This is a genomic window from Hydrogenobaculum sp., assembly GCF_049967395.1.
Lineage (GTDB): Bacteria > Aquificota > Aquificia > Aquificales > Aquificaceae > Hydrogenobaculum.
Window position 1 is genome coordinate 31,432 of record NZ_JBMFST010000003.1, and the last position, 24,388, is coordinate 55,819.

Below are 24,388 nucleotides of genomic sequence, written 5' to 3' on the forward strand. Positions count from 1 at the left end.
TACTTGATTTTTTGGCCGATATATCTTATATTACTTTATAGGAGGTGTTAATATGAGTTACATGGATATAGCAAACATAGCAACGGATATGCAACAAGCTAGCAATGTAAACAAGCAACAAATATGGGGCTTAAAATCTATGTTGGATAACCAATCCAACGTAGTGCAACAGCTATTAGGCGAAGTTTCAAATACGAACAACAATCCGCCAAATACAGGAGAAAAATTAAATATAAAGGCATGAAGGTTCTTATAGTAGAAGATAATATAGACCTAGCGCTTTCTATAAAGGATATTATACGAAGCAAAGGGTGGCTTGCAGATTTTGTATCAAACTTTGAAGACGCCAAATACGCTACAAAAGACAAATCCTACGATATAGTAATACTGGACTTGATGCTTGGTCCTAAAAACGGTATTGAGCTTTTAAAAAATGCTAGAGAAGAGAATTTAAAAACACCGTTTTTGGTACTTACGGCAAAAGATGGTATAAACGATAAGCTAACCGCCTTCAACATAGGAGCCGATGATTATCTTACAAAACCTTTTGATATGAAAGAGCTTCTTGCAAGGATGGAAGCTATTGTAAGAAGAACTAGACAAACCGGTAGCGCCGAATTGATCTGCAATAAACTTGTGCTTGATACTTCTAATTTTACAATTCAGATAGATGGTAAGGTAATACCAGCTACTAAAAAACAATTTTTGATATTAGAAAAACTTATTTCTAACGTTGGAAGAGTTGTAACGGTGGAACAGCTTCTTAGCTACGCTTGGGGAATAGATGAAGAGCCATCTTCTTTTTCTTTGAGATCTCATATTAGAACAATCAGAAGGCTTATCGACGGCTCCGGATGTCAGATAAGGACTGTTTACGGCATAGGATATTCTATAGAACCCAAAGATAGCTCCGGTAAAACAGAAGAAACAGATTGGGATTAGAAGAGAAAAAAGAAAATACCCTTGCCTATCTTACAGTAGTATATAGTTTGGTTATTTTTGCCATAGTTTTTATATTTTCTATATCGTCGTATCTGGCTTTTAGCATATTGGTAGATAACTTTGTAGCCTCTGATTTGAGACAAGAACTGCGATATATAAGCTCTCAAAATATCACTGAAAACACGAAATGGCTCACTTTTAGCGATGAATCTATAGCGGTGTTAGATAAAAGCGGTAATATAATAAGCGTATCAAAGAACTTTCCTAGTTTTAGGTTTTCAAAATTTAAACCCGGTTTTCATCTTGGGTATATAAACGGTAAAAAGATTATGTATATCAGGGCTTTGCTACCTAATCATCTTACTGTGATAGTAGCAAGAAACATGACAAAGTTTGAATCTATAAAAAGGAAACTGTTGAGCAGTTTTATATTGGCTTTAGTGATACTTTCTGTGATAATAGCTTTTACAGGTTTTTTTATAGCAAAAGCCATAACAAACAGCTTTATAAGTTTTATGGAGAGGATATACACTATGGCGCTTAATTTTTCTCATGAGGTAAAAACACCACTCACCATAATATCTACAAATCTTTCTTTGCTGGAAATGAATCCTGATAAGGCTTATATAGAAAGGATATCGAGAGCTTTAAAACAACTAAACAACCTATTGAATAAAGTTGTTTTCATAGCAAAAGCGGATGAGTATTCTATGTTGAGCAAGCAAACGTTTATGTTGGAAGATGTTGTAATGAAAGCACTGAAAGAACTTGAGCCTATTATAGAGGAAAAGGGATTGAGAATAGAGCTTAACATAGAACCCATAGAGATTACATCTTCTTGGGAGCTTTATGAGGCTATCGTGTCTAATTTATTGGAAAATGCCGTAAAATATACAAACGAAGGTTATATAAAGATAGTGGTTGCATCTGATAATAAAAATATAATTATTAGGGTAGAAGATACCGGTGTTGGTATACCAAAAGAAAAGCTTTCTACGATTACTAAGGAGTTTGAAAGAGCCAACGCCGATAAACCTGGTTTTGGTCTTGGGCTTTTTATAGTGTCAAAGTCAATTGGTATATTAAAAGGTAAGCTGCACATTGAATCTGAAGAAAACAAAGGCACCACTATAACAGTTTATATACCGTTTTAGGAAAATTTTTCTTTATATATGTTAAAAGCTGTAATAAGAGTAGTAAATACAATAGGACCCAAAAACATACCCAAGAACCCCATACTAAACAGCCCGCCCAATACAGATAAAGACAACAGTATATATGGTATGTGAATGGCTTTTTTCATAAGAAGAGGCCTTACAAAGTTATCAGAGCCTATTATAAACAAAAACGAGTATGAAAAGGCACCCAACGACGCTAAAAGGCTATTTTGATAGGCTACGTAAAATCCGTACGGCACCCATACCAAAGCTGTGCCAAGAGGTGGGATAAAAGAAGACATGAACGTTGCAAAAGCAAGCACAAGAGCATAGTTTGGCGTAAAGTAATAATACATAAAAAATCCAAATATAGCCTGTATCAGCGCAGTACCAACAAAGCCATATACTACGCTAAGCACTGTGGAGTATACAGTTTTTAGTATTGTATCAAAATCTTTTGTGTTCATTGGGATTACGTCTTTCACAAAATCTATAAACTTATCCCAATCCCTTAGCATAAAAAATGTTGACATTAAGAATATAAGGGCTTTTAGCATAAAACTACCTAAAAAAAGTACCATGTTTTTGAGCTGGTCACCTAGAAAAGAGGCAGCGTAAGCAAGTGTTGAGTTGGCAGCTTGGTTTATAGTGGGAGCGTTAAGATGTAAAAATCTTAAAAATTTGTAGTAAGTAATATGTTTGCCAATGATTGGTAATTTTTTTGATATTAGATATACTTTTTGTTGGTCAAGACTCATTATAAAGGCGCTAGCGTTTTGTACAAGGTAAATGCCTTGTTCTATTATAAGTACTCCAAATACGGAAAACGGTATCACCACTATAAGTAAAATAAGGATTGTAATAATTAAAGAGCTTAAGTTTTCAGATTTTAGTATATTAGAAAGTTTTTTATGAAGCGGATAAAACACTATTATAGCAATCATAGACCAAACGATAGGTGTAAAAAAGGGGGCTATCGTATAAATTGCAAGGATTATAAGTATTATTAAAAATACTGTAAAACCTATGTTTATCGTCTTATCTTTTTTTAACATGACTTAGTTCTTTTATGATGGCTTTTAGCTGTTTTATACCTATGCCGTCTTTTGAAGAAGTTTGTATGATATCTTTACCAAAAGCTTTTAAACTGTTTAGCGTATTGCTAAGTTCTTTTTGAGTGGCTTTATCTATTTTTGTTAAAACTAAAATTGTGTTTAGGCTTTTACTATCAAGATAATCAATAAGTATAGCATCAAGTTCCGTAGGGCCTACTACAGAGTCTATCAAAGCAAAAACGCATATTATATTTTCGTTGTAATATTCTATAAAATCGTTTATTATCTTTGCCCATTTGTTTCTTTCTTCTTTTGATCTTTTGGCGTAGCCATAACCGGGTGTATCTACTATATAAATGCTTTCTTCTACATAAAAGTTTAACGTAGCCGTAAGTCCTGGGTCTTTACTAACCCTTGCTATTTTAGTATTGGCAATGGCATTTATCAAAGACGATTTGCCTACGTTTGAGCGTCCGGTTAGCAATATGTAAGGTTTATCTTCTGGAAAATCTTTTACGTAGGAGCCTTTAAACTTCATAGACCTAAAATGTCGTTTATGGTGTCCATATTTGACTTTGCTATGTGGTTTGCTTTTTTGTTGCCCTCTTCTAATATATTTTTTACCATATCTTTATCTATGTCTTTTCTTTTTTCTCTTATAGGTGCTAAAAAGTTGTTTAGGTTTTTGGCAAGCATCTTCTTACATTCTACGCAGCCAAGTTTACCGCTTTTACAATCAAGTTCTATGTTTGATGTTTCAGCTAAGTTTGTAAAAATCTTGTGATAGCTAAATACGTTGCATTTTTCAGGATGACCAGGGTCGTTTTTTCTAAGTTTTTCTGGGTCTGTAAACATTTTCATAATCTTTGATGTGGTTTCTTCTTCTGTTTCATCTATCATAATTGTGTTGTTGTAAGATTTGCTCATCTTGCGTCCGTCTGTGCCAAGAAGCTTTGGTGTTTCTGTAAGTATGGCTTTTGGTTCTTTGAAGAATTCTTTGTAAAGATAGTTAAACCTTCTGGCTATCTCCCTTGTTATCTCTATGTGGGGAAGCTGGTCTTCTCCTACCGGGACCCCGTCAGCGTTGTAAATAAGAATATCTGAAGCCATCAAAACCGGATATCCAAAAAATCCAAAAGTATCTGTCTCATAAAAATCTCTTTTTGATATGTTTAACTCCCCAAGCTTTTCTTTGTCTATTGCTCCTTCTATTAAGAGCTTTATAAAAATATCCGTTAGCCCATCCAACAAAACTTTTTTAAACATCGCTTCGTCTTCTATAGTTGCAGGGGCTTGATTAACAATAGTATCTACAAGAGGTACTAATTTTTCAGAGTATTCTTTTTCTACATGGTTTATTTTCAAGAGATTGTATTTGGTGTCTTTGTAGGTGGGGTTTAGTTCTAACCAGCTTTTTGGCACTATCATACTAAGTATGAGGTTTAGCTCTGCATGATATTTAACCTTTGATTGGACAAACAATGTGGATTTGTTTGGATCAAGGCCCATCGCAATCCAATCTGCCACCATTTCAAGCGTATTTTCTTTTATTTTTGATATATCTTTATAGGAAGTGGTAAGAGCATGCCAATCTGCTACAAAAAATAAAGTTTCATGTTCTTTTTGTAAGTCTACCCAGTTTTTAACAGCTCCAAAAAAATGTCCTATATGAAGTTTTCCGGTAGGTCTCATGCCGCTTACTACTCTCATATGCCGAATCCACCCAATAGTATTTTATAAGCTATAGCTATAAACGGATATATGATTTTACCTATTACACCGGTAAAAATTAGCACGGTAAGTATTAGAAATCCATAAGGTTCAAACTTGTAAAATTCTTCCCAATACTTTACAGAAAAGAAACTCATAACAATACGGCTTCCGTCCAAAGGCGGTATCGGTATAAGGTTAAAAAACGCCAACACCAGATTTATTATAACAAGCTCTCTAGAAAACCATAAAAGAGGGTCTACAACGCTCGCGAAAAAAATAGGGTTTATATCAGATGCTATAGTACCTTCTAAAAGCCTAAAAGAAACAGCACCTAAAATTGCCATTGCTATGTTTGCCAAAGCCCCAGCCGATGATACAAGAAGCATGCCCATTCTTAAATCTCTAAACCTGTATGGGTTTATAGGCACTGGTTTTGCCCATCCAAAAAGTATAGGAGAGCCCACAAGCATCAGAATACCAGGCAATATGATGGTACCAAGCAAATCTATATGAGGTATAGGGTTTATTGTCAGCCTTCCGGCTTCTTTTGCGGTTTTATCTCCCATCGCATAAGCGGCTAAGCCGTGAGCTATTTCATGAAATATTACGGCCATCATTAAAGCTGGTATAGTAACTACTATTTGTTCAAAGTTCATTACTTTATTATATCAGATTGTTTATATATGATACGCTGACAGTTAGGACACATGAAGCTAGGTATGTTGTTTTGGATTAGCCGGTTGTAAAGGTCTATTGGCAATATAGTCCCACAATAAGAGCAAGCTTTCATATCAGTTGGCACGAAAACTGGCTTCACCCTTTTCTTGACATCTTCGTAAAAATCTATAAGGCTTTTATCTAAAGTATTTTTGTAATCTTTTATATCTTTTTCTGCTTTTATTATGGATTGCTCTATGCTTTCTAAATCTTCTTTTAAGTTTTTTATCTCCTCTTGCATATATTTTTGTTTTGAAAGCAAATCCTTTAGCTCGTTAGAGTTTTCTATATGATTAAGTTGTGTATAGGCTTGTTTTAATTGGTTTTTTGTATTTATGATAGAGTTCTCTGTTTTTGATTTTTCTCTCAACACATTTTTATACAACTCTTTGCTTTTGATAGTTTTTAGAGATTCTGTTATCTTTTTGAGGTTTTTTTCGTAGTTTTCTATAGTTTTTAGCAGTTTTTCTATCAGTTTTTTGGTATTTTCTTTTTCTTGATTTATATTATCTATCGCTTTTAATATGTTGTTAAGCTCTTGCTCAAAGTGTTGTATTTCTCTTAAAATTTTTTCTTTTTCTTTTAAAAGCCTAAAAAGCCTCTCTTCTTTTTCCTGTAATAAAATAAGACTCATTAAACCATCTTTATCCATATGTGCAAACTAATATTATATCAGATAAGATTATTCAAATACGCCTTCTATTTTATAGCCGCAAAAACTACATTTTCCTTTTTCTAGTTTTACGCTTTTGACAAAAAATCTATCTCTTTCTATAACTATGTTGTTGCAGTTTGGGCATATGGTATGTTCATGTTCTGATTTTACGTTGCCGGTATATACGTAGTATAGACCTTCTTCTTTTCCAATCTCGTATGCTGTTTTTATCATAGACTCTGGTGTAGGATATAGGTCTAAGGCTTTGTAGTATGGGAAAAACCTTGATATATGCCAAGGTATATGAGGGCCAAGCTCTTTGCTTATAAACTTAGCTATTAGCTTTAGCTGTTCTTCATCAAGATATCTTGGCACCAAAAGGGTAGTAAGCTCAATCCATTTCTCGTGCTTTAAACATAGTTTTATGAAGTTTAAAATAGGTTCAAGCTTCCCTTTAGAATATTTTGCATAGGCTTTTTCTGAGAAAAATTTCAAATCTATGCTAAAAGCATCTATAACATCCATAAGCTTTAAAGCAGGTTCTTCTGTGATGTATCCAGCGGTTACCATGATGTTTTTTAAGCCTTTTTCCTTGGCTAATTTTGCTATATCAAACATATACTCGTAAAATATGATAGGGTCAGAATATGAGTAAGATATACTCTTAGAACCTGTTTCTACGGCTCTTTGCACTATTTGCTCTGGAGATATATAGGAATTTTCAAAGAAAGATTTGTTAGACTCGTCTATTTTTACCTGAGATATCTCGTAATTTTGACAACCAAGACAGTGTAGATTGCATCCTGGTGTTGCTATAGTTAGGGTTTTATGACCTGGTAAAAAGTGAAACAACGGTTTTTTCTCGACCGGGTCCAACGCTATAGATGCCAAAGATCCATAAGTAGCGCTTAAAAGTTTTCCATTCTGATTTATCCTTACTCCACAAACGCCTATTTGACCTTCTCTTAGTTTGCAATAGTCAGGGCAAAGTTCACATATGACCTTGTTGTCTTCTGTAGTTTTCCAATATGAGGCTTCTATAAACATTTTTATAATTTACAGCAGTTTTTATCTTTTATCAATGATAATTGTAGGTTTATTCTAAAACATGCTTAGGAGTTACAACACAAAGAAAAACGCCTTCAAAAACCTTTGTATCTCCAACGTTTACGTAAGCTTCCACGGTGTATTTGTGATTGTCTATTTTTTGGATTTTGGCATGAGATATCATAATATCTCCTAATTTCACAGGTTTTAAAAATTTTACCTCTGCTTTTGCCAATACAACGTTTGGATGATTCACTGCAAGCATAGAAGCGTAATCTGCCAACCCAAAGATAAACCCACCGTGTATTAGCCCTTTTTCATCTGCTGTCATGTTTTCTTTGGTTTCTAAGCTCACTATAGCGTAACCTTCGCCAAGCTCAACGGGGGTACCGCAAAGACCTTGATTAATCTTTAAATGTGTGTTAATCATCATTTTATTAATTTATCTAAGTTGTCCTGAGATTGTATGATATTGCTAAATATAGTATATATTTTGGATATGCTATCCTTTAACTGCTCCACCGATTGCAAGATGGTGCTAGATACAGCGCTTTGCTCTTCTAGAGCATTGGCTATTGAGCTCATCAACGCTTTTGTGTTCTCTGCGTAGTCTATATTTTGCCCTGATGCATTTTTTATATCTTCGAAATACTCTACTAAATTGTTAAATATGTTTTCTAAGTTGTATATTTTGTTGGATAACTCTATTATAGCGTTTTTTAACATAATTGTAGTAGAGTTTATATCTTTTGAAAATTCTTCTGTTTTTTTAGCTAGTTTTCTCACTTCATCGGCTACCACAGAAAATCCTCTCCCAGCTTCTCCAGCCCTAGCTGCTTCTATAGAGGCATTCAAAGCTAAGATGGTGGTTTGTTCTGCTATAGAGTTTATATTTCTTGTGACTTTTACTATTTGCTCAGAAAATTTTGCTAGGTTTTCGGCCTCTTTTGCTATATCTTTTACTTCTTTTGTATAAGACATTGCATTTTCTTTTTTGTTATCTATCTCCTCTCCTAAAGACATAGATTTATTTACTAATAACTCCATAGAAAGCGTTACGTCTTGGGCGTTTTGGCTCATACTTTGGATAGTTTGGCTAAGTTCTTCTATAGCATTTTTAATACCTATCGATTTTTCTTCACTGTCTTTTACACGTTCTTCTACAATTTTTTTTGTGTTTTTTACAAAAGATTCCATTAATATGTTTTTATAAATCTTTTTAGATATGTTGTTTATTGTTTTCTTTAAAGCCTTGTTTTTATCGAAGATGATATTCATAACACCCTCCATCAATATATCTCGTTTATTATATCAAGTCCACATCTTAAGGATGAAAGCCAATCTAAAAATTTGTTGGCGTCTTCTCTTTTAAATATGGATCCATGCTGAGGCGCTATCATATCTATATCTCTTTTCTTTACCTCGTTGACCCATTTTCTGCAAGCTACGTTTCCATTCATATAACGCTTGTGAAATCCTTCCATTAAGGGAACATGCCTTTGGAAATCTTCTACAAAGACTTTTCTCTCGCCCCTTGGAAATACTGCTGCTCCTATATCTCCAGAGAAAAGTATTTTAGACCTTCTGTCGTAAACGTTAAATTGTCCAACGCTGTGAAGATAGTGAGCTGGTATAAACTCTAAAATATCACCAGAAGGCAAAGTGTATGTCGCACCTCTATCTGGTATACCCTTTATCCTCCTTATATCTGTAACACCAAAGTGAGGCACAAACCTTGTCCATAGGTTTGATATGTAAACTTCTGCTGGTGTGTTGGCGAGCCAAAGAGCTATACCAGAAGACACATCAGGGTCTTGATGTGAATAAAATATCATTTGTATATTTTCTATATCTATATATGTGGATACATTTGATATAACCCTTGGAAATACGTATACACCTCCTGGGTCAAGCAAAAATCCTTTTCCTCTGTTTATTATAATGTATTGATTTACCTGAACAAACCCTTCTTCTTCTTCTTCTTCCCATCCAAGCCATATAAACTTGTGATCACCATCGTCATACAAAACCGCTCCATCCACTATGGATACATGTTCATTTGTAAGCATTTTAACCTCCTAGAATGTATAATTCTCGTTTATTGTAATATATCATACGGCAAAAGTCAATGATTAGTTATCAAATTCAATCATATATTTTCTAAAATGCTTTGGAGCATATTGATTTTGTAATTTTTTGTTTGTCCTTTCTCTTATTGTCACCGCTTCAAAAAACGTCTTCCATAGTTTTTGGTATGCATCTTTTTCTACGCTTACATCTTTATCAAAAGCTTCTATACTAAGATGTTTTTTATGGTAAACGGCTGCTTTTTTCCTTTTTACATCGTGTATTACAAAACTCTCCTCTTGGTATCTTCTTTTGAAAAACTCGCCTAAATAGTCTAACACAAAGTGCTTTGGTTCAAACCTTGCATATAAAATATTGTCTACCTGATGAAATCTTAAAAATCCTATGTACTTGTGCCTTTCTCTGTTTACCGATTTTCTGTAATAAATTAGGTTTCTTATGAAATCTTGATTTACATCCTTTAGGTGTTTGTGCTCTAAGTAGAACAAAAAGCTCTTGTATATGTCAGAAAACGCTTTTTCATTATCAAAACAAAAACAATCGTAAAAAAGCTCTATTGTTTCCTCGTCTAAAAGTTGTTTGATTTTTTTTAATGCGTCATCTTCTAATTCTACTTTTACAGTTTCGAAAAGAGATGGTTTTTTGGTTTTTAAGAAGATGGGATTTTTTATATTGTTGTTAAAAGCGTAAAACAAAGCGCTTAAAAATCCTTCAAAGCTATCTTCAAAGATTACGTTTACCATAGTTTTAGTTGAGTGTAAGAAGATTTTTGGGAACTTTCTTTTAGAATAGCTTTTCTTATATAATCTGGAGATAGGCTATAACCTAAGTATTTTTTTGCTACTATAAAGTGTTTTGCCTTTTTAACGGATATTCCAAGCTTTATAAGGTCCATATGGTCCAAGGTTTTAAAAGCTCTTGCTTGTATTATTTTCATAGCGTTTTTTCTACCAATGCCTGGTACTCTTATAAGCTCTTCGTAAGAGGCTTTGTTTACATCTATTGGGTATAGATGTATGTTTTTAAGTGCATAGGCGGTTTTGGGGTCTAGTTCCAAATCCAAGTTTGAGTCCTTTTCAACAATCTCTTCATACTTAAAATCGTAAAATCTAAGAAGCCAATCCGCCTGATAAAGTCTATGCTCTCTTAAAAGGGGTGTTTTGTCTACTTTTATATGCTTTGTATTTGGAACAGGTATATATGCTGAGTAATACATTCTTTTTAGTATCTTCTTTTCGTAAAAATAAGAGGCAAGTCTCAAAATTTGATAATCTGGTTCATTGGTGGCTCCTACTATAAGCTGTGTTGAAGTGCTTGCTATTGGCTTTTCGCTGTTATCTCTTAGATTTTTTACAAACATCAGAGGTTTTAAGACGTTGTCTTTGTTTTTTTCTGGTGCTAAAAGCTTTAAACTTTTTTCTGTGGGAAGCTCTATGTTTGAGCTAACCCTATCGGCTAGTTTAGAGGCTTCTTCTATGAGTTCTTTGGAAGCCCCGGGTATAAGTTTTAGATGGATATATCCGTTAAACTTATGTTCTTCTCTTAAGATTTTTACGGTTTTTAACATAAGTTCCATTGTGTGGTCTGGTGATTTTGCTATACCAGAGCTTAAAAATAAACCTTCTATATAGTTTCTTTTGTAAAAATTTATAGTGATATCGGCAAGTTCTCTCGGCGTAAAAGACGCTCTTTTTATGTTGTTGGACGCTCTATTTATGCAGTATTCACAGTCAAATATACATACATTTGTGAAAAGCACTTTAAGAAGCGATACACATCTGCCATCCGATGTAAAAGTATGGCATACTCCCGGAGCATAGGAGTTTCCTATACCACCATCTATAGTTTCTCTAACCCCGCCAGAGCTTGCACAAGATACGTCGTATTTAGCCCCGTCGGCTAAAATCTTTAGTTTTTGTTCAACATCCATACTTACATAATATATGTTGTAGTATAGGCTTTTAAAATGATTATTGTTTTGCTATTTTAAGAAGAAAGTTTGGAATCTCATCTTTTTTAAGCACAAAATCTACACAACCGGTTTTTATGGCATTTTCTGGCATAGCCCATAAAATAGCCGTCTTCGGGTCTTCTGCCACCGTAATACCGCCGTTTTTCTTAACATCTATTATACCTTTAGACCCATCATCACCCATGCCGGTCATTACTATACCGCAGGTGTTTTTATTAAATATTTTCTACAAATACAGAGTATTCTAATATCTTCATATCGCTGCCCTTATAAAAAACGAATCATCCACTATGAGTACGTTTGCCATGTCAATCACCTCAAAAGATATATCAAGTAAACTAACCCAGTTATTATTCTATAATATCCAAAAATTTTAAGATTGTTGAAAGATATGAAGTTTAAGAAGGTTTTTACAGAAACAATTGCAAATATAAGGGCTGTTATAAAGCTAACGCCCATTGGCAATATATCTTGGTGATGGATTTGGCTATGGTCTTTAAGAAGTGAATAGAACCCAGCGCTAAGGATCGTTGGTATTGCTATCAAAAAAGAAAAATCTGCGGCGGTTTTTCTCTCAAAGCCTATAAGCATAGCGCCTATTATAGTAGCCCCAGAACGAGAAACACCCGGTATCAAAGCAAGAGACTGAATAAAGCCTACAGTTATAGCATCTTTTATTGTAACGTCTTTTAAACTTGTTATCTTTGGCTTTTTAGATAAAGATTCTACTATTACAATGATAATACCGCCAATAAACACCATGCTTGCGGTAATCAACGGGTTGCCAAGAAGATAATGTTTTATCGGTTTGTAAAATAAAAACCCTATGGCACCTGTTGGTACAAACCCAGCTATTATCTTAAGCCATATTTCTTTATCTACTATAAGTCTTTTTGAATAAAGTATTATGACGGCTATTACCGCTCCTATCTGCATGAATATTTCATATATTTTAAAAGCAGGGTTTTCGGTGTTTATACCAAGAAGTTTTCCCACAAGCGTAAGATGACCAGCAGCCGATACCGGTAAAAATTCCAAAGCCCCTTCTACGATACCAAGGATAATAGCGTGTATTATGCTCAAGGTTTTGCTCCTTTGTTGTTTGGTATAAATATAGATTGTACTCTTTTACCAGTTACTATAGCTTTATCCAATTTTTTATAGTATATAACTTTATCCCCTTGCACTACGTTGCCTTTGTTTTCCAAATAGGCGTTTCCAGTTACTATAATCTCATCTTGCGGAGCATCGTATTCTATAATATTACCTTTTATAAGTTTGTTAGGTTCGGTGTAAACAGGGTTGCCTTTAGCTATTATTTTTTCTATTTTTTTGTTTTTGTCTAAAAATATCTTTAACTCTTGACAAGTTAGTTTTCCATCTCCCCTTGTGGCTACTACGTTGCCCGTGTACGTGATTACATTGTTGTTGTAATCCATTTTGTTTGCTTCTATGTATATGGGTTTGTTGTTTGATGTATTTTTTGCTGGTGTGTTTTGTGCTGGTTTTTCTACTTTGCTAAAAGCCAAAAACGACAACATAAAACTCAACATCAAAAAAACTACTTTTTTATATGCTTTATTTTTCATAGCTTTTAATATTATAAACCACAATATGAAGCGATGGCTTTAAATTTATATCAAAAGACTTTCCATAAGAAACAAACTTGTCTTCTGAGATTATTATTTCGTTGTTAGCCCAAAAGTGTGAATTTTTCAAATCTATGTTTGTGTATTGGGTATATATTTTGTCTTGAGTGGTTTTGTCTGATTTTGAAAATACTACATCTTTTTTTAGATATCCAACGCCAGATACTTTGTTTATAACTCCTTCTTTTGCTGTAATCGTATAAGGATAGTCTGTAGCTTTTATGTTTTTTAACGTTATGTTTTGTCCTTTTACCATCAGCAAATCGCCCTTAATGTCCCATTGGTTTTGCTTACTTGAGTATATGTGAATATCTATTTCTTTTAACACCTGTGGAGAATTTGTAAAATGATTGTTTGTGTGTTCTTTTTCGTATATAAAAAAAGCCCCTATACTTAAAAATAAAACAACAATTAAAGATATTATAAGTTGCACAAAATAATTATATCAGAGATTACTCTGTGAATATTTGTCCTTCTATGGGCTGGACGTCTATACCTTTTTCCTGCATAAACTTCATAGCTTTTTCTATTTCTTCTATTTCTCCATCTATTTCTATGTTTAAGATAGCGCTATCTTGGGTAACCTTCGCCATTTTTATGTTTACTATGATGTTAAAGTTTTTACATATGTTGCATATAATAGGCTCTTTGGCTACGCTTTCTGGGTATATCAGCCTTAATCTTACAAAATTCATATAGATATTATAACATGAAAAAGCTATTTTAATTTATAATAATGCTATGATTACAAAGTTTTTACTAAAATTAGCTCTAATAGGTGGGGACCCGGTGCTGTATCTTCTCATAGTTATGAGCATCTTCTCTGTAGCCGTTATGATAGAGAGGTTTTTAACTTACAGGTACATAAGCAAGAGGCTTGAGCTTTTCAAAGAGTTAGAACTTAGAATAGCTCTTGACAAAAGGCTTGGAATATTGGCAACATTTGGCAACAACGCTCCTTTTATAGGGCTTTTTGGCACAGTGTTAGGGGTTATAAAAGCTTTTAACGACTTAGGAAATTCTTCTCAATTTGGCGTAAAAGTGGTGATGGAAGGTATTTCTCAGGCTTTGGTGTCCACTGCAATGGGGCTTTTTGTGGCAATTCCGTCGGTTATCGCTTACAACTACTTTGTAAGAAAGATGAAGTATCTACTTTTACTACATGAAAGCAAAGGAAAAATCCATGAAAGAATTTGACCAAGATAAAGAAATATCTGAAATAAACATGACCCCCTTTGTGGATATTGTGCTTGTAATACTTATAATATTTATGGCTACTGCTACTTTTATGGTGGAAGGAAAGATTCCTGTAAATCTTCCAAAAGCTAAAACTTCAGAAAGAACCGCCGTATCTACAAAACCTGTGGTGGTGGCTATAAAAAAAGACGGTACCTTACTGATAAACAATCAGGTTGTAAGCGGTAATTTAGAAAGCGCTTTATCAAAGGTAGCAAATAAAGATTCTACCATAGTGTTGCAGGCTTCCAAAGACACACCTTTTCAAAATGTGGTAAGCGTAATAGATGCTTGCAGAGAGCTTGGTATAAATAAGTACATGATAGAAACCAAAAAAGAATGACACCACGTCTTAAAAATCGCCAAAAAGAGTATTTTATTTTAGGTATTTTGGCATCTTTGCTTTTACATATTTGGCTTTTAATAGCATTTATACACTTAAAAACCAAAAAACCAAAGAAAAATAAACCGATAGAGATAACTATGGTGCAAAAAGGTGTGCCAAACAAAGCCATAGTCCCACCTGCTATACCTATGCCACCAGCTCCTTTACAAAAAAAACCTTCAAAGCCTCATCGCGTTTCAAAACCATCAATAAAACCGTCAACTCATAACCATGTTAATAGACCCTCTAATCAAAAGTACGAAGCGCTTCCTTCTCATATTTTAAACTCTTTACCCAAAAGTAGTTACAAACCACACAACGAATCAAAGCCAACAGCTTCTTCACCGGCACCACCTTCCAAACCAAACACAAAAGCATCTTTACCTTCTACTCCCGTAGCGAAAGAAGGGCAAAAACACTACAACGCAAAGGCAAATCTAAATTTAAACATAAAACAATTTGTAAAGAAAGAAGAAAGCGTTTATCAATATCTTAACTGGCTTATTAGATATCTTAATAAACAGGCTAGGGAAAGAGATTTATATCCTAAAGAGGCTAAAAGGCTTGGTATAAAGGGCGAAGTGGTGGTACGGGTCACTATAAACAAAAATGGAACAATAGATAAGTCTTCTTTGAAAGTTGTGCAATCGAGCGGTTACAAAATTTTAGATGAAAGCGCACCAAAAATTATATACGAACTTTCACCTTTTAGAAAACCACCAAAAAAGATAACAATTAATTTACCTGTATATTTCTTAATAAACGGCTATTATTAATGGTTTATATTGATTTTAGGGTATAAAATTTCTACCTTTTTAACCCATCTAAGATTGCCCTTGATGGATGTATCTATAACGTTTTTTACCGACATATCAACCACAGGACAATCAGAGCATCCACCTTCAAACTGAAGATAAACTACGTTGTCTTTCACATCCACCAATTTTAAATTGCCGTGATGGGCATCTAAGGCTGGTCTTATCATTTGTAAAATTCTTTCTACTTCTTTAAGCTTGTCTTCCATAAACACACCCCTTTAAGAAGCTAAAGAAACTATCTTGTTCCAGACTTCGTATTTTTCCTCTTCTGGCACCCTTGATATTCTAAAAAGACCATTAACCGAAAGCTTATCTCCCAATACATCTAAAACATCCTCTTCTATGAGCTTTTTAAGGCCGTAATCCATCAGTAAGTTTCTGCTTTCAGGCACTACTTCGAACAGCTCCATCAAAACCATATCCATACTTAACCTTACGTTGTTCATAGGACCTCCTCAGTCTTTAACTTTTTTAACAAAAGCGTGAAACTCACCGTCTTCTTCATAAATTCCTAAAAACTCTTGTCCAGTAGCTTTGCACCACGCTGGCACATCTTCTACTACACCAGGGTCATCTGCTATAAGCTCAATTATTTGGCCTATCTGCATCTGTTTTATTTGATTGCTTAGCTCTGATATAGGTATTGGACAATAAGTACCGCACACGTTGTGCTCTATATCTGCCTTAATGTCATATAACATGGCTTTCTACTCCTACCTTGAAGGAATTTATTATATCATCTTCTAAAGGCTCTGCAATTTTTTTTATCATATTTTTATCTATTGATATATTTACATATGTAGGTTTGTTGCCGCAGTATCTTGCCATTATGCTTGCTATATAATCTATATCTTCTTTGCTTAGGTCTTTCAATATAGCGATAGCTTTATTTTCTACGTAAGCGTAATCAAACCTATTTTTAAAACCGCTTAAAAACTTTGTCTCACCTTCGTTTCTTGAAATTATCATTTTAGTACCATTTGGCAATCTTAGATGTCTTCCCACTGTCATAAGACTTAAATCGTCCCAATTTAAAGATTTTTTAAAACTCATTTCTTCTTTAAACTTCACGGCAAAGTGCTCATCTGTAAGATAACAACATCCTCCGGATGGTTGCTCGTAATCTATGTCGTAGATTTTTGCCAGATTTATTTGCTTTGTTCTTGAGCGTCCTGATATATCCCACATGAGTTCTCTTTTTATAATGCCTTTTTGCTCTGGTATAGTTTCTGGTAAAAGCTTGGCGGATAAAGGCCTCACTATAAAACCTTTAAGACCCGTTTCTTTTTCTACTATAAGAAGTTTGCTTTTTGTTTGTGACATAGGTCTTTGTCCTAGTACTTCGCCGGTGACTATAAAATCGTAATTTTCTTTTTCCATTATTTCTTTTAATTTTAAAAGCATGAAAATTCTACAATCCAAACAAGGGTTTACGTTTTTACCGTAACCAAATTTAGGATTTAAAATTACATTTATATACTCTTCTGATATATCTATTATTTCTATGGGTAATTCTAGGTTTGCAGCCGCTTTTAATGCGGGATTTTGTGGTATTTTGCCGTCTTTGTTTGGAATGCCCAACCTTCTTTTGTGTTCTGTTATGCAAAAACCAGTATAAAAGTGTATAAGCTTTACTTCTATACCCTGAACTTTGCTAATATTCACAGCGGCGAGCTGGCTATCCAGCCCACCAGAAAATAGGACAAGCGCTTTTGGTTTATGGCTCATTTTATGTGGTTAAGAAACCAAACTCTTGACTTTCTTCTTCCTCAGATTCTTCAAAGCATGTTGGTATAGCGTTTGCTTCTTCCAGCCTTCCTTGTTTTGTAAGATAATCTCTTATAGCTACATGAAGCGTTTCAAGGCCTAGGTTTGTGCAGTGTATCTTTTGTGGTGGTAACCCGCCAAGCTGGTCAAATATATCTTTGTAAGTGAGATTTAAAGCGTAGTTTATATCTTTTCCCTTTATCATTTCTGTGAGCATAGAAGAAACGGCTATAGCAGAACCGCATCCAAATGTCTTAAATCTTACGTCTTCTATGACGTCATTTTGAGGATTTACTTTTATGGTAAAAAGCATAGCGTCTCCACAAGCTGGATTACCGCATTGGCCTACGCCGTTGGCATCTTCCAAAACCCCGACGTTCCTTGGGTTAAGGAAGTGATCTAAAACTATATCACTATATTCAAACATAAATGCAACCTCCTTTAAGTTGATAATATTAATCTATAAGCAAATTTTGAAATAGTTATGACTATACTCAATTTTTATGACTATACGTCATTTAAAACAATCTTACTGCTATCTTTTGATTGTTCTATATGCCCTACAACGAAGGCATCTTTTATAGTTTTTAGGGCAACGTCTCTATCTTTTTCTTCAACAACAATCATAAACCCTATTCCCATGTTAAAAGTTTTGTACATTTCTTCTTTGGTTATGTTTCCAAGCTTTTGAAACCATAAAAATAAATCTGGTATCGGATAAGCTGATATCACTGCTTTTAAACCATCTGGTATAATCCTTGTTAGGTTTCCGGGTATTCCGCCCCCCGTTATGTGAGCCATGCCTTTTATCTTTATTTTGCTTTTAAGCTCCAAAACATCTTTTACGTATATTCTTGTGGGCGTTAACAGTATCTCCCAAAGTTCTTTTCCAAACTCTTTTATATAATCCTCGTATTTAATATTATGCTTTTCTAATACATATCTTATAAGGGAAAAACCGTTGCTGTGAAATCCAGAGGACGGTATAGCAACTACGACATCACCTTCTTTTATATCTTGTCCTGTAACAATTTCATCTTTCTTGCAGATGCCTATACAAAAACCAGCTAAGTCGTATTCACCTTCTTTGTAAAAAGAAGGCATTTCCGCGGTTTCTCCTCCTACTAGGGGTGTATTGGCTTCCTCACACCCTGTTATAATGCCTTCTATTATGGGATTTATGAGATTTTCTTCAATCTTACCTATGGCTATATAATCTAAAAATGCTTTTGGTGTTGAGCCAGTGGTTATTATATCGTTTACGTTCATTGCTACCAAGTCTATACCTACGGTGTTGTGTACGTTCACGCTTTGAGCTATTTTTAGCTTTGTGCCAACTCCATCAGTGGTGGATGTAATCACCAAATCGCAATCTTCTACCAAAAAACCCGCCGCAAAAGCACCAAAAGGAAGCGCTTGTTTTAGGTTTTTATTGAGATTTTTTAATCTATCTTTTAAAAAGCTTACAAAACGGTCTGCCTTTTCTATATCTACGCCTGCTTCTTTGTAAGTGCTCATGCTTTGACATCGCTCCCTTTCAAATAAAATTCTTCAACTATTGTATATATAGGTCCTACGCTTGTAAGCGAGCTTTTAACGAGGGCTATTTTTGTAATATCTTCTTCCAAAAAGAAGATGTCTTTGTGTTTTCTCATAAATGGGTATATTTTGTTTGAGGTAATCTCGTGAATTCTACATATGCTTACATGAGGGTAAAAAGGTTTTGATTCTGGTTCTATGCCGCTTTTAGCGTTGGCTTTTATTATCTTGTTTGCCAATATCTTTAAACTGTTTGCTCCTTTTGATATACCTATCCACAAAATACGTGGTTTGCTCGTATTGGGAAAAGCTCCAACACCAGTATAGGCTACTGTAAAAGGTGAGAAGGTTTTTGATATTTCTTCAAGGTTGTAAAGAAGATTAACCCTTTTTGACTCTTCAACGTTACCTATAAATTGCAAGGTGATGTGTAAATTCTGAGGTTCTACCCATTTACCCAATATTGCGTCGGAAATTTCGTTTTTTAGCCTATTTACATGCTCTTCTAGTTTTTTGGTGGTAAAGATTCCCACAAAAAATCTCATTGTTCTTTCTTTTTTCCTAAAAACCAAATACCAAAACCTATGCTTATGGCTATGATGGTTACAAACATAGCGAAGTACTGAGATTTTGTGTAGCTGTAAAACCTATAAAATGTGTCTAGGCAAAATACGTAAAAAAGATAGTATCCGTAAGCTACAATAATGTAGGAGAAGCCTTTCCAAAGATACTTCAACACATCTTTAGTTTCCATATAGTATATTATACAGAAAATTCGTTGCAGAATGGCTTTTAATTTATTATAATACTTATCTATATGGTAAATGTTGCGATCGTAGGAGCTACTGGCGAAGTAGGAAGAGCGTTTTTAAAAGTTTTGGAAGAAAGGAACTTCCCTGTGAAAGAGCTTAGGCTTTTTGCATCTTCAAAATCAGAAGGCAAAACAATGAATTTTAAAGGCCATGAATATAAAGTGGAGGCTCTTGAAAAACAGACATCTTTTAAGGGTATAGATATAGCACTTTTCTCGGCTGGGTCTTCGGTTAGCAAAGAATGGGCTCCTAAGTTTGCTCAAGATGGAGCTGTGGTGATAGACAACTCCTCTGCTTGGAGAATGGATGATAATGTCCCTTTGATAGTCCCAGAGGTAAACAAAGAAGATATAAAAAAACATAAAGGCATCATAGCAAATCCAAACTGTTCTACTATTCAAATGCTTGTAGCTATAAAGCCTATATACGATGAGTTTGGTATATCGAAGATTATAGTATCTACCTACCAAGCGGTATCGGGTGCTGGGGCTAAAGCTATAGAAGAGCTAAAAACCCAAACGGAAAACTGGTGCCAAAAGAAAAGGATAGAACCAAACCACGTATTACCAAAACGTATAGCTTTTAACGTGATACCTCAAATAGATGTGTTTTTAGAGGATGGTTATACCAAAGAAGAAACCAAGATGCTAAACGAAACAAGAAAAATGCTTCACGATAACGACATAAGGGTATCAGCCACTACCGTTAGGGTGCCTGTTTTTTATGGACATTCCGAAGCAATAAGTTTAGAGTTAAAAAAAGACGTTGATCTTCAAAAAGTAAGAGAGCTTTTAAGAAAAGCCCCAAGCGTTATACTTATGGATGAGCCGCATGATTCTGTATATCCAATACCAATAGTGGTGGAAGGTAGAGATGAAGTATTTGTAGGAAGGATAAGAAAAGATAGAGCCTTTGACAATGGCATAAGCATGTGGGTAGTGGCAGATAACATTAGAAAAGGTGCTGCAACGAATGCAATCCAAATAGCGGAGGCGCTTATAAATGAAGGTGGATGAATATTTAAAATCAGGGCTTAAAAACGAGATTTCAGAAAACTTAGATGGCTTAATGTATGGGCTTTGCAAAGAGGGTTGCCATCGTCTTGAGCTTTTCATAAAAAAAGAAAACGATACCATAGTAGACTGCAAATTCAAAGCTACAAAACGCTGTAAAAAACTTTTAGCAGTATCAGATTTTCTATGTGAAGAGCTTAAGGGCAAAAAATCCATAGACAAAAATGCTTTAAAACAAAAAGCCTTAGAGCATTTCAAAGAAGAAAAGGAAAAGGACAAGGTAGAAAATCGTATAGATATATTTTTAAGCGCTTTGGATGAAGCTGTTGGTAAAGCCTAATATACTTGTAAGCTCTTGCTTTTTCGAAGCCTGTAGATACAACGGCGCTTTTATAAGTGATGATTTTGTTAAAAGCCTATCAAACTTTGTAAATGTAATAAAAGTATGTCCGGAAGTAGCCATAGGCCTTGGCGTACCAAGAGACCCAATCCTAATACAAAAAAAGGGCGATAACTTAAGGCTCATACAGCCTTCTACAGGAATTGATTTTAGTCAAAAGATGATAGAATTTTCCAAAAACTTTGTAAAAGATTTAGATATAGACGGTGCTATTTTAAAATCAAAATCTCCTTCTTGCGGGGTTTACAGCGCAAAATATTTTCACGAAAACGGACAAAGTTTAGGCAAAGGACCTGGTTTTTTTGCTAAAGAGCTTTTGGAAGCTTTCCCAGATTATCCCATAGAAGAAGAAAAAAGACTTTTGGATGAGGATATAAGATATGATTTTTTAACGAAGATATTTGCCATATCGGATTTGAAAAATACCTTTAAAAATATGAAAGATTACAGCGAGCTTATAGACTTTCACACAAGGTATAAGTTTACGTTGATGTATTACAATCAAAATATTATGAGATTTTTAGGTAAGCTTGTGGCATCTTCTAGAAACGAGGATTTTGATGTTGTAAAAGATACTTACAAGAAGCACTTTTTAAAAGCTCTAAACTCAAAAAAGAGAAAAATAAGCCATATAAACGTCTTAGAGCATATCTTTGGATACTTTTCAAGAAAGATAAATAGCGCCGAAAGGCGTCATTTTATGGAAGTGTTGAAGCTTTTTAAAGAAGATAAGGTGGATTTGTTTGTACCTCTTTATATGTTAAAAGCTTTTGCCATAAGGTTTGATGAGGAATATATACTGAAACAAGCTTACTTGGAACCGTTTCCAAAGGAGCTGATATGATATTTCTTATTTTAAAAGCTCTTCACATAATGTCTATTATATTGTGGGCTGGGGCCTCTTCATCGCTGGGGCTTTTTACCATCGTAGCTTACGAAAAAGGCATAAACTGCGATTACGATTATATGTGGAAATTTTATAAAAAGCTTGTAAACTTAGAGCTTTTTGCCTTTTTCTTGGTGATATTTTTTGGTATAGGGATGTACTCTATGCTTGGGTTTAAGCCTATACCTTGGCTTATGATGAAGCTTCCTATCGTATTTGGGTTTTTCTTACCAATGGAAGCTCTAAATGTATATTTTATACACGTTAAAAACGACATAAAAGCTTATGGAAAGTTTATAAAAATCGTTTCGCCGTTTTTAATAATAGCTGGTATCTGTGTAATATTTTTAGCAGTCATAAGACCTTCTTAAGGAGAATTATATGAAAGAAGTTATCAAAAATATAGTAAAAGAATCTATTAAAAAAATATACAATATTGACATAAATCCTCAGATACAGCTTCCAAAGGAAGAGTCTTTCGGAGATTTTGCTTCAAACGTAGCTTTTTTATTATCAAAACCTTTAAAACAAAAACCTCAAGATATAGCCAATAATATTGCGGATAGTCTTAAAAACATGCCGTATTTTGAAAAAGTAGAGGCTTTAAACGGCTTTATAAATATGAAGCTATCTAATAGTTTTTATGAAAAGCTTTTGTTTGATTTTTTAGAAAATCCTATAGATTATCTTAAAGATGAGGCTATTTTTGAGGCTTTTGGTATAAAAAAAGAGGATAAGATAAACTTAGAGTACGTAAGCGCAAACCCCACAGGCCCACTACATCTTGGACACGGAAGAGGGGCTGTTATAGGTGATGTACTTTATAGGCTTTTTAGATTTTTTGATATAAAAGTAGACAGAGAATACTATATAAACGATGCTGGCAACCAAGTAAACTTACTTACAAAAAGTATACTCCATTATATAGATAAAGATAAATATCCATTTCCGAAAGACGGATACAAGGGAGATTATGTAAAAGATTTGGCAGAGGAATTTTTAAAAGACCATCCTTCAAAAGAAAATATAAACTTTGAAGAGTTAAAAGATTTTGCCATTTCAAAAATGATGGAAGATATTACAAACACTTTAAAACTTCTAAATATAGAGTTTGATACATATTTTAGCGAAAGGACTTTAAAAGATGATGTTGAAAGAGTTTTAAAGCTTTTAGAAGAAAAAAACGCTATAGAAGAAAAAGAAGGTGCTATTTGGTTTAAGTCAAAAGACGAAGACAAAGACAGAGTCCTAAGAAAAAGCGACGGTTCTTACACATACTTTGCATCTGACATAGCTTATCATCTAAACAAATACGAAAGAGGCTACAAAAAAGCTATAGACCTGTGGGGAGCCGATCATCACGGTTATATACCAAGGCTAAAATCCGCTTTAGAAGTATTGGGTATACCATCAGATTGGCTTAGTGTAGAGCTTTTTCAAATTGTAAGACTTTTTAAAGATGGACAAGAGGTAAAAATGTCGAAAAGAACGGGAGAGATGATAAAGCTAGAAGAAGTAATAGAAGATCTCGGTGCTGATAATCTAAGATTTATGTTTTTGACAAAAAAAGCTGATACCCCTCTTGACATAGATATAAACTTGGTAAAAGCTCAAAACTCAGAAAATCCAGTATTTTACGTGCAATATGCCTACGCAAGAACGATGGGTATAAAAAGGCAGTTAAAAGAACCGTTTTTATTTGGCTTTTACAAAGATAACTACACTTACGAAGATGAGGAAATTGATCTTATAAAAAGAATACTTTCTTCAAAAGATATGCTTTTTGATGGAATTGTAAAAAAAGACCCAAGCCTTGTAGTGAAACTATCTCTTGATATAGCAAAAAGCTTCCACAAATTTTACAATACGCATAAGGTTATAACTCAAGATGAGAATACTACAAAAAAACGCATATCCTTAGTTTACGCCACACAAAAGATATTTGATATTATATTTGATATTTTAAACATAAAAGCGCCAGAGGTTATGTAAAACCACAAGTTTGTCATGGCCTAAAGGGCGTAAGGCCCTTTAGCCTCTTAAAAATATAAATCATGGAGAGAACGGTTGAGATATGCCAGTAGCTGGTGTACACATAGCTACAGATTGAGTATTTGACGGAGGACAGTATCCAGGCGTGCATAGCACGTTTAATGTATTGTAATTGGAATCTGTATAATATACTACCAAACTTCCGTTATAAGTGGTAGCTAAAACCCCAAACAACGCAGAACCAGTACCAGCGTTTGGATTAACTGGTACAGAATCCACTTGTCTCACATCTACTACTTGAGGAGAGAAAGTCTCTTGACATTGGCTTAAGCTTTGCATATTTGGAGCTATCTCTACCATGTTGTTGTTTAACTGATTTACTGTAATGAGGTCACCGTTTATAGGATTCATAGTAAGACCAAGCGGTGCGTCTAAAGGTGAGCCTTGATAAACTTTAATAGGGGCAATTGTATTGCTTATAGTACTTGCGCATGGAAAAGCGTATATAGCGTTATCTTGAGTGCTTGCCACATAAAGAGTATCCG

36 protein-coding genes are annotated in these 24,388 nt (G+C 34.3%); 11 read left to right on the top strand and 25 right to left on the bottom strand.

What is annotated here, in order from left to right; genetic code table 11:
- The first annotated feature begins 52 nt into the window (after positions 1-52).
- The 3 genes from ACP5S8_RS00880 to ACP5S8_RS00890 are packed head-to-tail and all read left to right on the top strand — an operon-like array spanning position 53 to position 2,096.
- On the top strand, positions 53-244 hold the full coding sequence (locus tag ACP5S8_RS00880) for a YjfB family protein (protein WP_461870912.1): 192 nt from the start codon (positions 53-55) through the stop codon (positions 242-244).
- On the top strand, positions 241-942 hold the full coding sequence (locus ACP5S8_RS00885) for a response regulator transcription factor (RefSeq protein ID WP_461870913.1): 702 nt from the start codon (positions 241-243) through the stop codon (positions 940-942). Before ACP5S8_RS00880 ends, ACP5S8_RS00885 begins: the two co-directional genes overlap by 4 nt.
- Positions 933-2,096 (top strand): sensor histidine kinase, encoded by a 1,164-nt coding sequence (locus ACP5S8_RS00890; protein ID WP_461870914.1) that lies wholly within the window; start codon positions 933-935, stop codon positions 2,094-2,096. The genes ACP5S8_RS00885 and ACP5S8_RS00890 overlap by 10 nt, the downstream gene beginning before the upstream one ends.
- Here the strand turns inward: ACP5S8_RS00890 and ACP5S8_RS00895 are convergent.
- The 16 genes from ACP5S8_RS00895 to ACP5S8_RS00970 form a co-directional block, all read right to left on the bottom strand.
- Positions 2,093-3,154 (bottom strand): AI-2E family transporter, encoded by a 1,062-nt coding sequence (locus ACP5S8_RS00895; RefSeq protein ID WP_461875340.1) that lies wholly within the window; start codon positions 3,152-3,154, stop codon positions 2,093-2,095. The two genes, ACP5S8_RS00890 and ACP5S8_RS00895, sit on opposite strands and share 4 nt — an antisense overlap.
- Positions 3,138-3,692, bottom strand: coding sequence for a ribosome biogenesis GTP-binding protein YihA/YsxC (yihA, locus tag ACP5S8_RS00900; protein WP_461875341.1), 555 nt, complete (start codon positions 3,690-3,692; stop codon positions 3,138-3,140). Before yihA ends, ACP5S8_RS00895 begins: the two co-directional genes overlap by 17 nt.
- Positions 3,689-4,864 carry a tryptophan--tRNA ligase gene (gene trpS / locus ACP5S8_RS00905; RefSeq protein WP_461875342.1) on the bottom strand — a complete coding sequence of 392 codons (1,176 nt, stop codon included), beginning with the start codon at positions 4,862-4,864 and terminating at the stop codon, positions 3,689-3,691. Before trpS ends, yihA begins: the two co-directional genes overlap by 4 nt.
- A complete protein-coding gene (locus ACP5S8_RS00910; protein ID WP_461870918.1) occupies positions 4,861-5,523 on the bottom strand; it encodes a site-2 protease family protein in 663 nt (220 codons plus the stop codon). The genes trpS and ACP5S8_RS00910 overlap by 4 nt, the downstream gene beginning before the upstream one ends.
- A complete protein-coding gene (locus ACP5S8_RS00915) occupies positions 5,523-6,236 on the bottom strand; it encodes a zinc ribbon domain-containing protein (RefSeq protein WP_461870919.1) in 714 nt (237 codons plus the stop codon). Before ACP5S8_RS00915 ends, ACP5S8_RS00910 begins: the two co-directional genes overlap by 1 nt.
- Positions 6,237-6,266: 30 nt before the next feature.
- A complete protein-coding gene (amrS, locus tag ACP5S8_RS00920) occupies positions 6,267-7,286 on the bottom strand; it encodes an AmmeMemoRadiSam system radical SAM enzyme (RefSeq protein WP_461875343.1) in 1,020 nt (339 codons plus the stop codon).
- 49 nt (positions 7,287-7,335) lie between these two features.
- A complete protein-coding gene (locus ACP5S8_RS00925; RefSeq protein WP_461870921.1) occupies positions 7,336-7,719 on the bottom strand; it encodes a hotdog domain-containing protein in 384 nt (127 codons plus the stop codon).
- Positions 7,716-8,564, bottom strand: coding sequence for a methyl-accepting chemotaxis protein (locus ACP5S8_RS00930; protein WP_461875344.1), 849 nt, complete (start codon positions 8,562-8,564; stop codon positions 7,716-7,718). Before ACP5S8_RS00930 ends, ACP5S8_RS00925 begins: the two co-directional genes overlap by 4 nt.
- An 11-nt stretch (positions 8,565-8,575) precedes the next feature.
- Positions 8,576-9,355: an oxygen-binding di-iron domain-containing protein gene (locus ACP5S8_RS00935; protein WP_461875345.1), complete on the bottom strand. Its 780-nt coding sequence runs from the start codon at positions 9,353-9,355 to the stop codon at positions 8,576-8,578.
- 63 nt (positions 9,356-9,418) lie between these two features.
- A complete protein-coding gene (locus tag ACP5S8_RS00940) occupies positions 9,419-10,117 on the bottom strand; it encodes a TIGR03915 family putative DNA repair protein (RefSeq protein ID WP_461875346.1) in 699 nt (232 codons plus the stop codon).
- A complete protein-coding gene (locus ACP5S8_RS00945; protein ID WP_461871066.1) occupies positions 10,111-11,304 on the bottom strand; it encodes a putative DNA modification/repair radical SAM protein in 1,194 nt (397 codons plus the stop codon). Before ACP5S8_RS00945 ends, ACP5S8_RS00940 begins: the two co-directional genes overlap by 7 nt.
- Before the next feature lie 40 nt (positions 11,305-11,344).
- On the bottom strand, positions 11,345-11,569 hold the full coding sequence (locus ACP5S8_RS00950; protein ID WP_461875356.1) for a chemotaxis protein CheB: 225 nt from the start codon (positions 11,567-11,569) through the stop codon (positions 11,345-11,347).
- Positions 11,570-11,658: 89 nt separating this feature from the next.
- Positions 11,659-12,429, bottom strand: a complete 771-nt coding sequence (gene uppP, locus ACP5S8_RS00955) for an undecaprenyl-diphosphatase UppP (protein ID WP_461871064.1) — start codon at positions 12,427-12,429, stop codon at positions 11,659-11,661.
- Positions 12,426-12,935, bottom strand: coding sequence for a lipopolysaccharide transport periplasmic protein LptA (lptA, locus tag ACP5S8_RS00960; protein ID WP_461871063.1), 510 nt, complete (start codon positions 12,933-12,935; stop codon positions 12,426-12,428). The genes uppP and lptA overlap by 4 nt, the downstream gene beginning before the upstream one ends.
- Positions 12,925-13,428: an LPS export ABC transporter periplasmic protein LptC gene (gene lptC / locus ACP5S8_RS00965; RefSeq protein ID WP_461875347.1), complete on the bottom strand. Its 504-nt coding sequence runs from the start codon at positions 13,426-13,428 to the stop codon at positions 12,925-12,927. Before lptC ends, lptA begins: the two co-directional genes overlap by 11 nt.
- Positions 13,429-13,447: 19 nt before the next feature.
- The gene (locus ACP5S8_RS00970; protein ID WP_461871402.1) at positions 13,448-13,690 is read right to left on the bottom strand and encodes an NIL domain-containing protein; all 243 of its coding nucleotides are present in this window, start codon (positions 13,688-13,690) and stop codon (positions 13,448-13,450) included.
- A 46-nt stretch (positions 13,691-13,736) separates the two neighbouring features.
- Here ACP5S8_RS00970 and ACP5S8_RS00975 point away from each other — a divergent pair, with 46 nt between their 5' ends.
- From ACP5S8_RS00975 to ACP5S8_RS00985, 3 genes are read left to right on the top strand one after another with little or no spacing between them, the layout of a single operon-like run.
- The gene (locus ACP5S8_RS00975; protein WP_459894311.1) at positions 13,737-14,192 is read left to right on the top strand and encodes a MotA/TolQ/ExbB proton channel family protein; all 456 of its coding nucleotides are present in this window, start codon (positions 13,737-13,739) and stop codon (positions 14,190-14,192) included.
- On the top strand, positions 14,179-14,574 hold the full coding sequence (locus tag ACP5S8_RS00980) for an ExbD/TolR family protein (protein ID WP_461870295.1): 396 nt from the start codon (positions 14,179-14,181) through the stop codon (positions 14,572-14,574). Before ACP5S8_RS00975 ends, ACP5S8_RS00980 begins: the two co-directional genes overlap by 14 nt.
- Positions 14,571-15,392 carry an energy transducer TonB gene (locus tag ACP5S8_RS00985; protein ID WP_461875348.1) on the top strand — a complete coding sequence of 274 codons (822 nt, stop codon included), beginning with the start codon at positions 14,571-14,573 and terminating at the stop codon, positions 15,390-15,392. The genes ACP5S8_RS00980 and ACP5S8_RS00985 overlap by 4 nt, the downstream gene beginning before the upstream one ends.
- Here the strand turns inward: ACP5S8_RS00985 and ACP5S8_RS00990 are convergent.
- The 8 genes from ACP5S8_RS00990 to ACP5S8_RS01025 form a co-directional block, all read right to left on the bottom strand.
- The gene (locus ACP5S8_RS00990; RefSeq protein ID WP_461870265.1) at positions 15,389-15,640 is read right to left on the bottom strand and encodes a NifU family protein; all 252 of its coding nucleotides are present in this window, start codon (positions 15,638-15,640) and stop codon (positions 15,389-15,391) included. The two genes, ACP5S8_RS00985 and ACP5S8_RS00990, sit on opposite strands and share 4 nt — an antisense overlap.
- Before the next feature lie 12 nt (positions 15,641-15,652).
- Positions 15,653-15,880 carry a hypothetical protein gene (locus ACP5S8_RS00995; RefSeq protein ID WP_461870266.1) on the bottom strand — a complete coding sequence of 76 codons (228 nt, stop codon included), beginning with the start codon at positions 15,878-15,880 and terminating at the stop codon, positions 15,653-15,655.
- 9 nt (positions 15,881-15,889) lie between these two features.
- Positions 15,890-16,135 carry a sulfurtransferase TusA family protein gene (locus ACP5S8_RS01000; protein WP_461875349.1) on the bottom strand — a complete coding sequence of 82 codons (246 nt, stop codon included), beginning with the start codon at positions 16,133-16,135 and terminating at the stop codon, positions 15,890-15,892.
- Positions 16,125-17,162 (bottom strand): hypothetical protein, encoded by a 1,038-nt coding sequence (locus ACP5S8_RS01005; RefSeq protein WP_461875350.1) that lies wholly within the window; start codon positions 17,160-17,162, stop codon positions 16,125-16,127. Before ACP5S8_RS01005 ends, ACP5S8_RS01000 begins: the two co-directional genes overlap by 11 nt.
- Position 17,163: 1 nt before the next feature.
- Positions 17,164-17,628, bottom strand: coding sequence for an iron-sulfur cluster assembly scaffold protein (locus tag ACP5S8_RS01010; RefSeq protein WP_015419014.1), 465 nt, complete (start codon positions 17,626-17,628; stop codon positions 17,164-17,166).
- A gap of 80 nt (positions 17,629-17,708) precedes the next feature.
- On the bottom strand, positions 17,709-18,719 hold the full coding sequence (purM, locus tag ACP5S8_RS01015) for a phosphoribosylformylglycinamidine cyclo-ligase (RefSeq protein ID WP_461875351.1): 1,011 nt from the start codon (positions 18,717-18,719) through the stop codon (positions 17,709-17,711).
- Positions 18,716-19,285 (bottom strand): RNA 2',3'-cyclic phosphodiesterase, encoded by a 570-nt coding sequence (gene thpR, locus ACP5S8_RS01020; protein ID WP_461870270.1) that lies wholly within the window; start codon positions 19,283-19,285, stop codon positions 18,716-18,718. The genes purM and thpR overlap by 4 nt, the downstream gene beginning before the upstream one ends.
- A complete protein-coding gene (locus tag ACP5S8_RS01025; RefSeq protein ID WP_461871394.1) occupies positions 19,282-19,494 on the bottom strand; it encodes a hypothetical protein in 213 nt (70 codons plus the stop codon). Before ACP5S8_RS01025 ends, thpR begins: the two co-directional genes overlap by 4 nt.
- Positions 19,495-19,557: 63 nt before the next feature.
- On the opposite strand from ACP5S8_RS01025, the gene asd reads away from it, so the two are divergent.
- The 5 genes from asd to argS are packed head-to-tail and all read left to right on the top strand — an operon-like array spanning position 19,558 to position 23,843.
- Positions 19,558-20,568 (top strand): aspartate-semialdehyde dehydrogenase, encoded by a 1,011-nt coding sequence (gene asd / locus ACP5S8_RS01030; protein WP_461875352.1) that lies wholly within the window; start codon positions 19,558-19,560, stop codon positions 20,566-20,568.
- Positions 20,555-20,905 carry a nicotinate phosphoribosyltransferase gene (locus ACP5S8_RS01035; protein WP_461870273.1) on the top strand — a complete coding sequence of 117 codons (351 nt, stop codon included), beginning with the start codon at positions 20,555-20,557 and terminating at the stop codon, positions 20,903-20,905. Before asd ends, ACP5S8_RS01035 begins: the two co-directional genes overlap by 14 nt.
- On the top strand, positions 20,883-21,809 hold the full coding sequence (locus tag ACP5S8_RS01040; protein WP_461875353.1) for a YbgA family protein: 927 nt from the start codon (positions 20,883-20,885) through the stop codon (positions 21,807-21,809). The genes ACP5S8_RS01035 and ACP5S8_RS01040 overlap by 23 nt, the downstream gene beginning before the upstream one ends.
- A complete protein-coding gene (locus ACP5S8_RS01045; RefSeq protein ID WP_461870275.1) occupies positions 21,806-22,222 on the top strand; it encodes a hypothetical protein in 417 nt (138 codons plus the stop codon). Before ACP5S8_RS01040 ends, ACP5S8_RS01045 begins: the two co-directional genes overlap by 4 nt.
- A 10-nt stretch (positions 22,223-22,232) precedes the next feature.
- Positions 22,233-23,843, top strand: a complete 1,611-nt coding sequence (gene argS, locus ACP5S8_RS01050) for an arginine--tRNA ligase (RefSeq protein WP_461875354.1) — start codon at positions 22,233-22,235, stop codon at positions 23,841-23,843.
- 60 nt (positions 23,844-23,903) lie between these two features.
- Here argS and ACP5S8_RS01055 read toward each other — a convergent pair.
- Positions 23,904-24,388, bottom strand: a 485-nt coding sequence (locus ACP5S8_RS01055) for a hypothetical protein (protein WP_461875355.1), incomplete at its 5' end; no start/stop codon positions are given.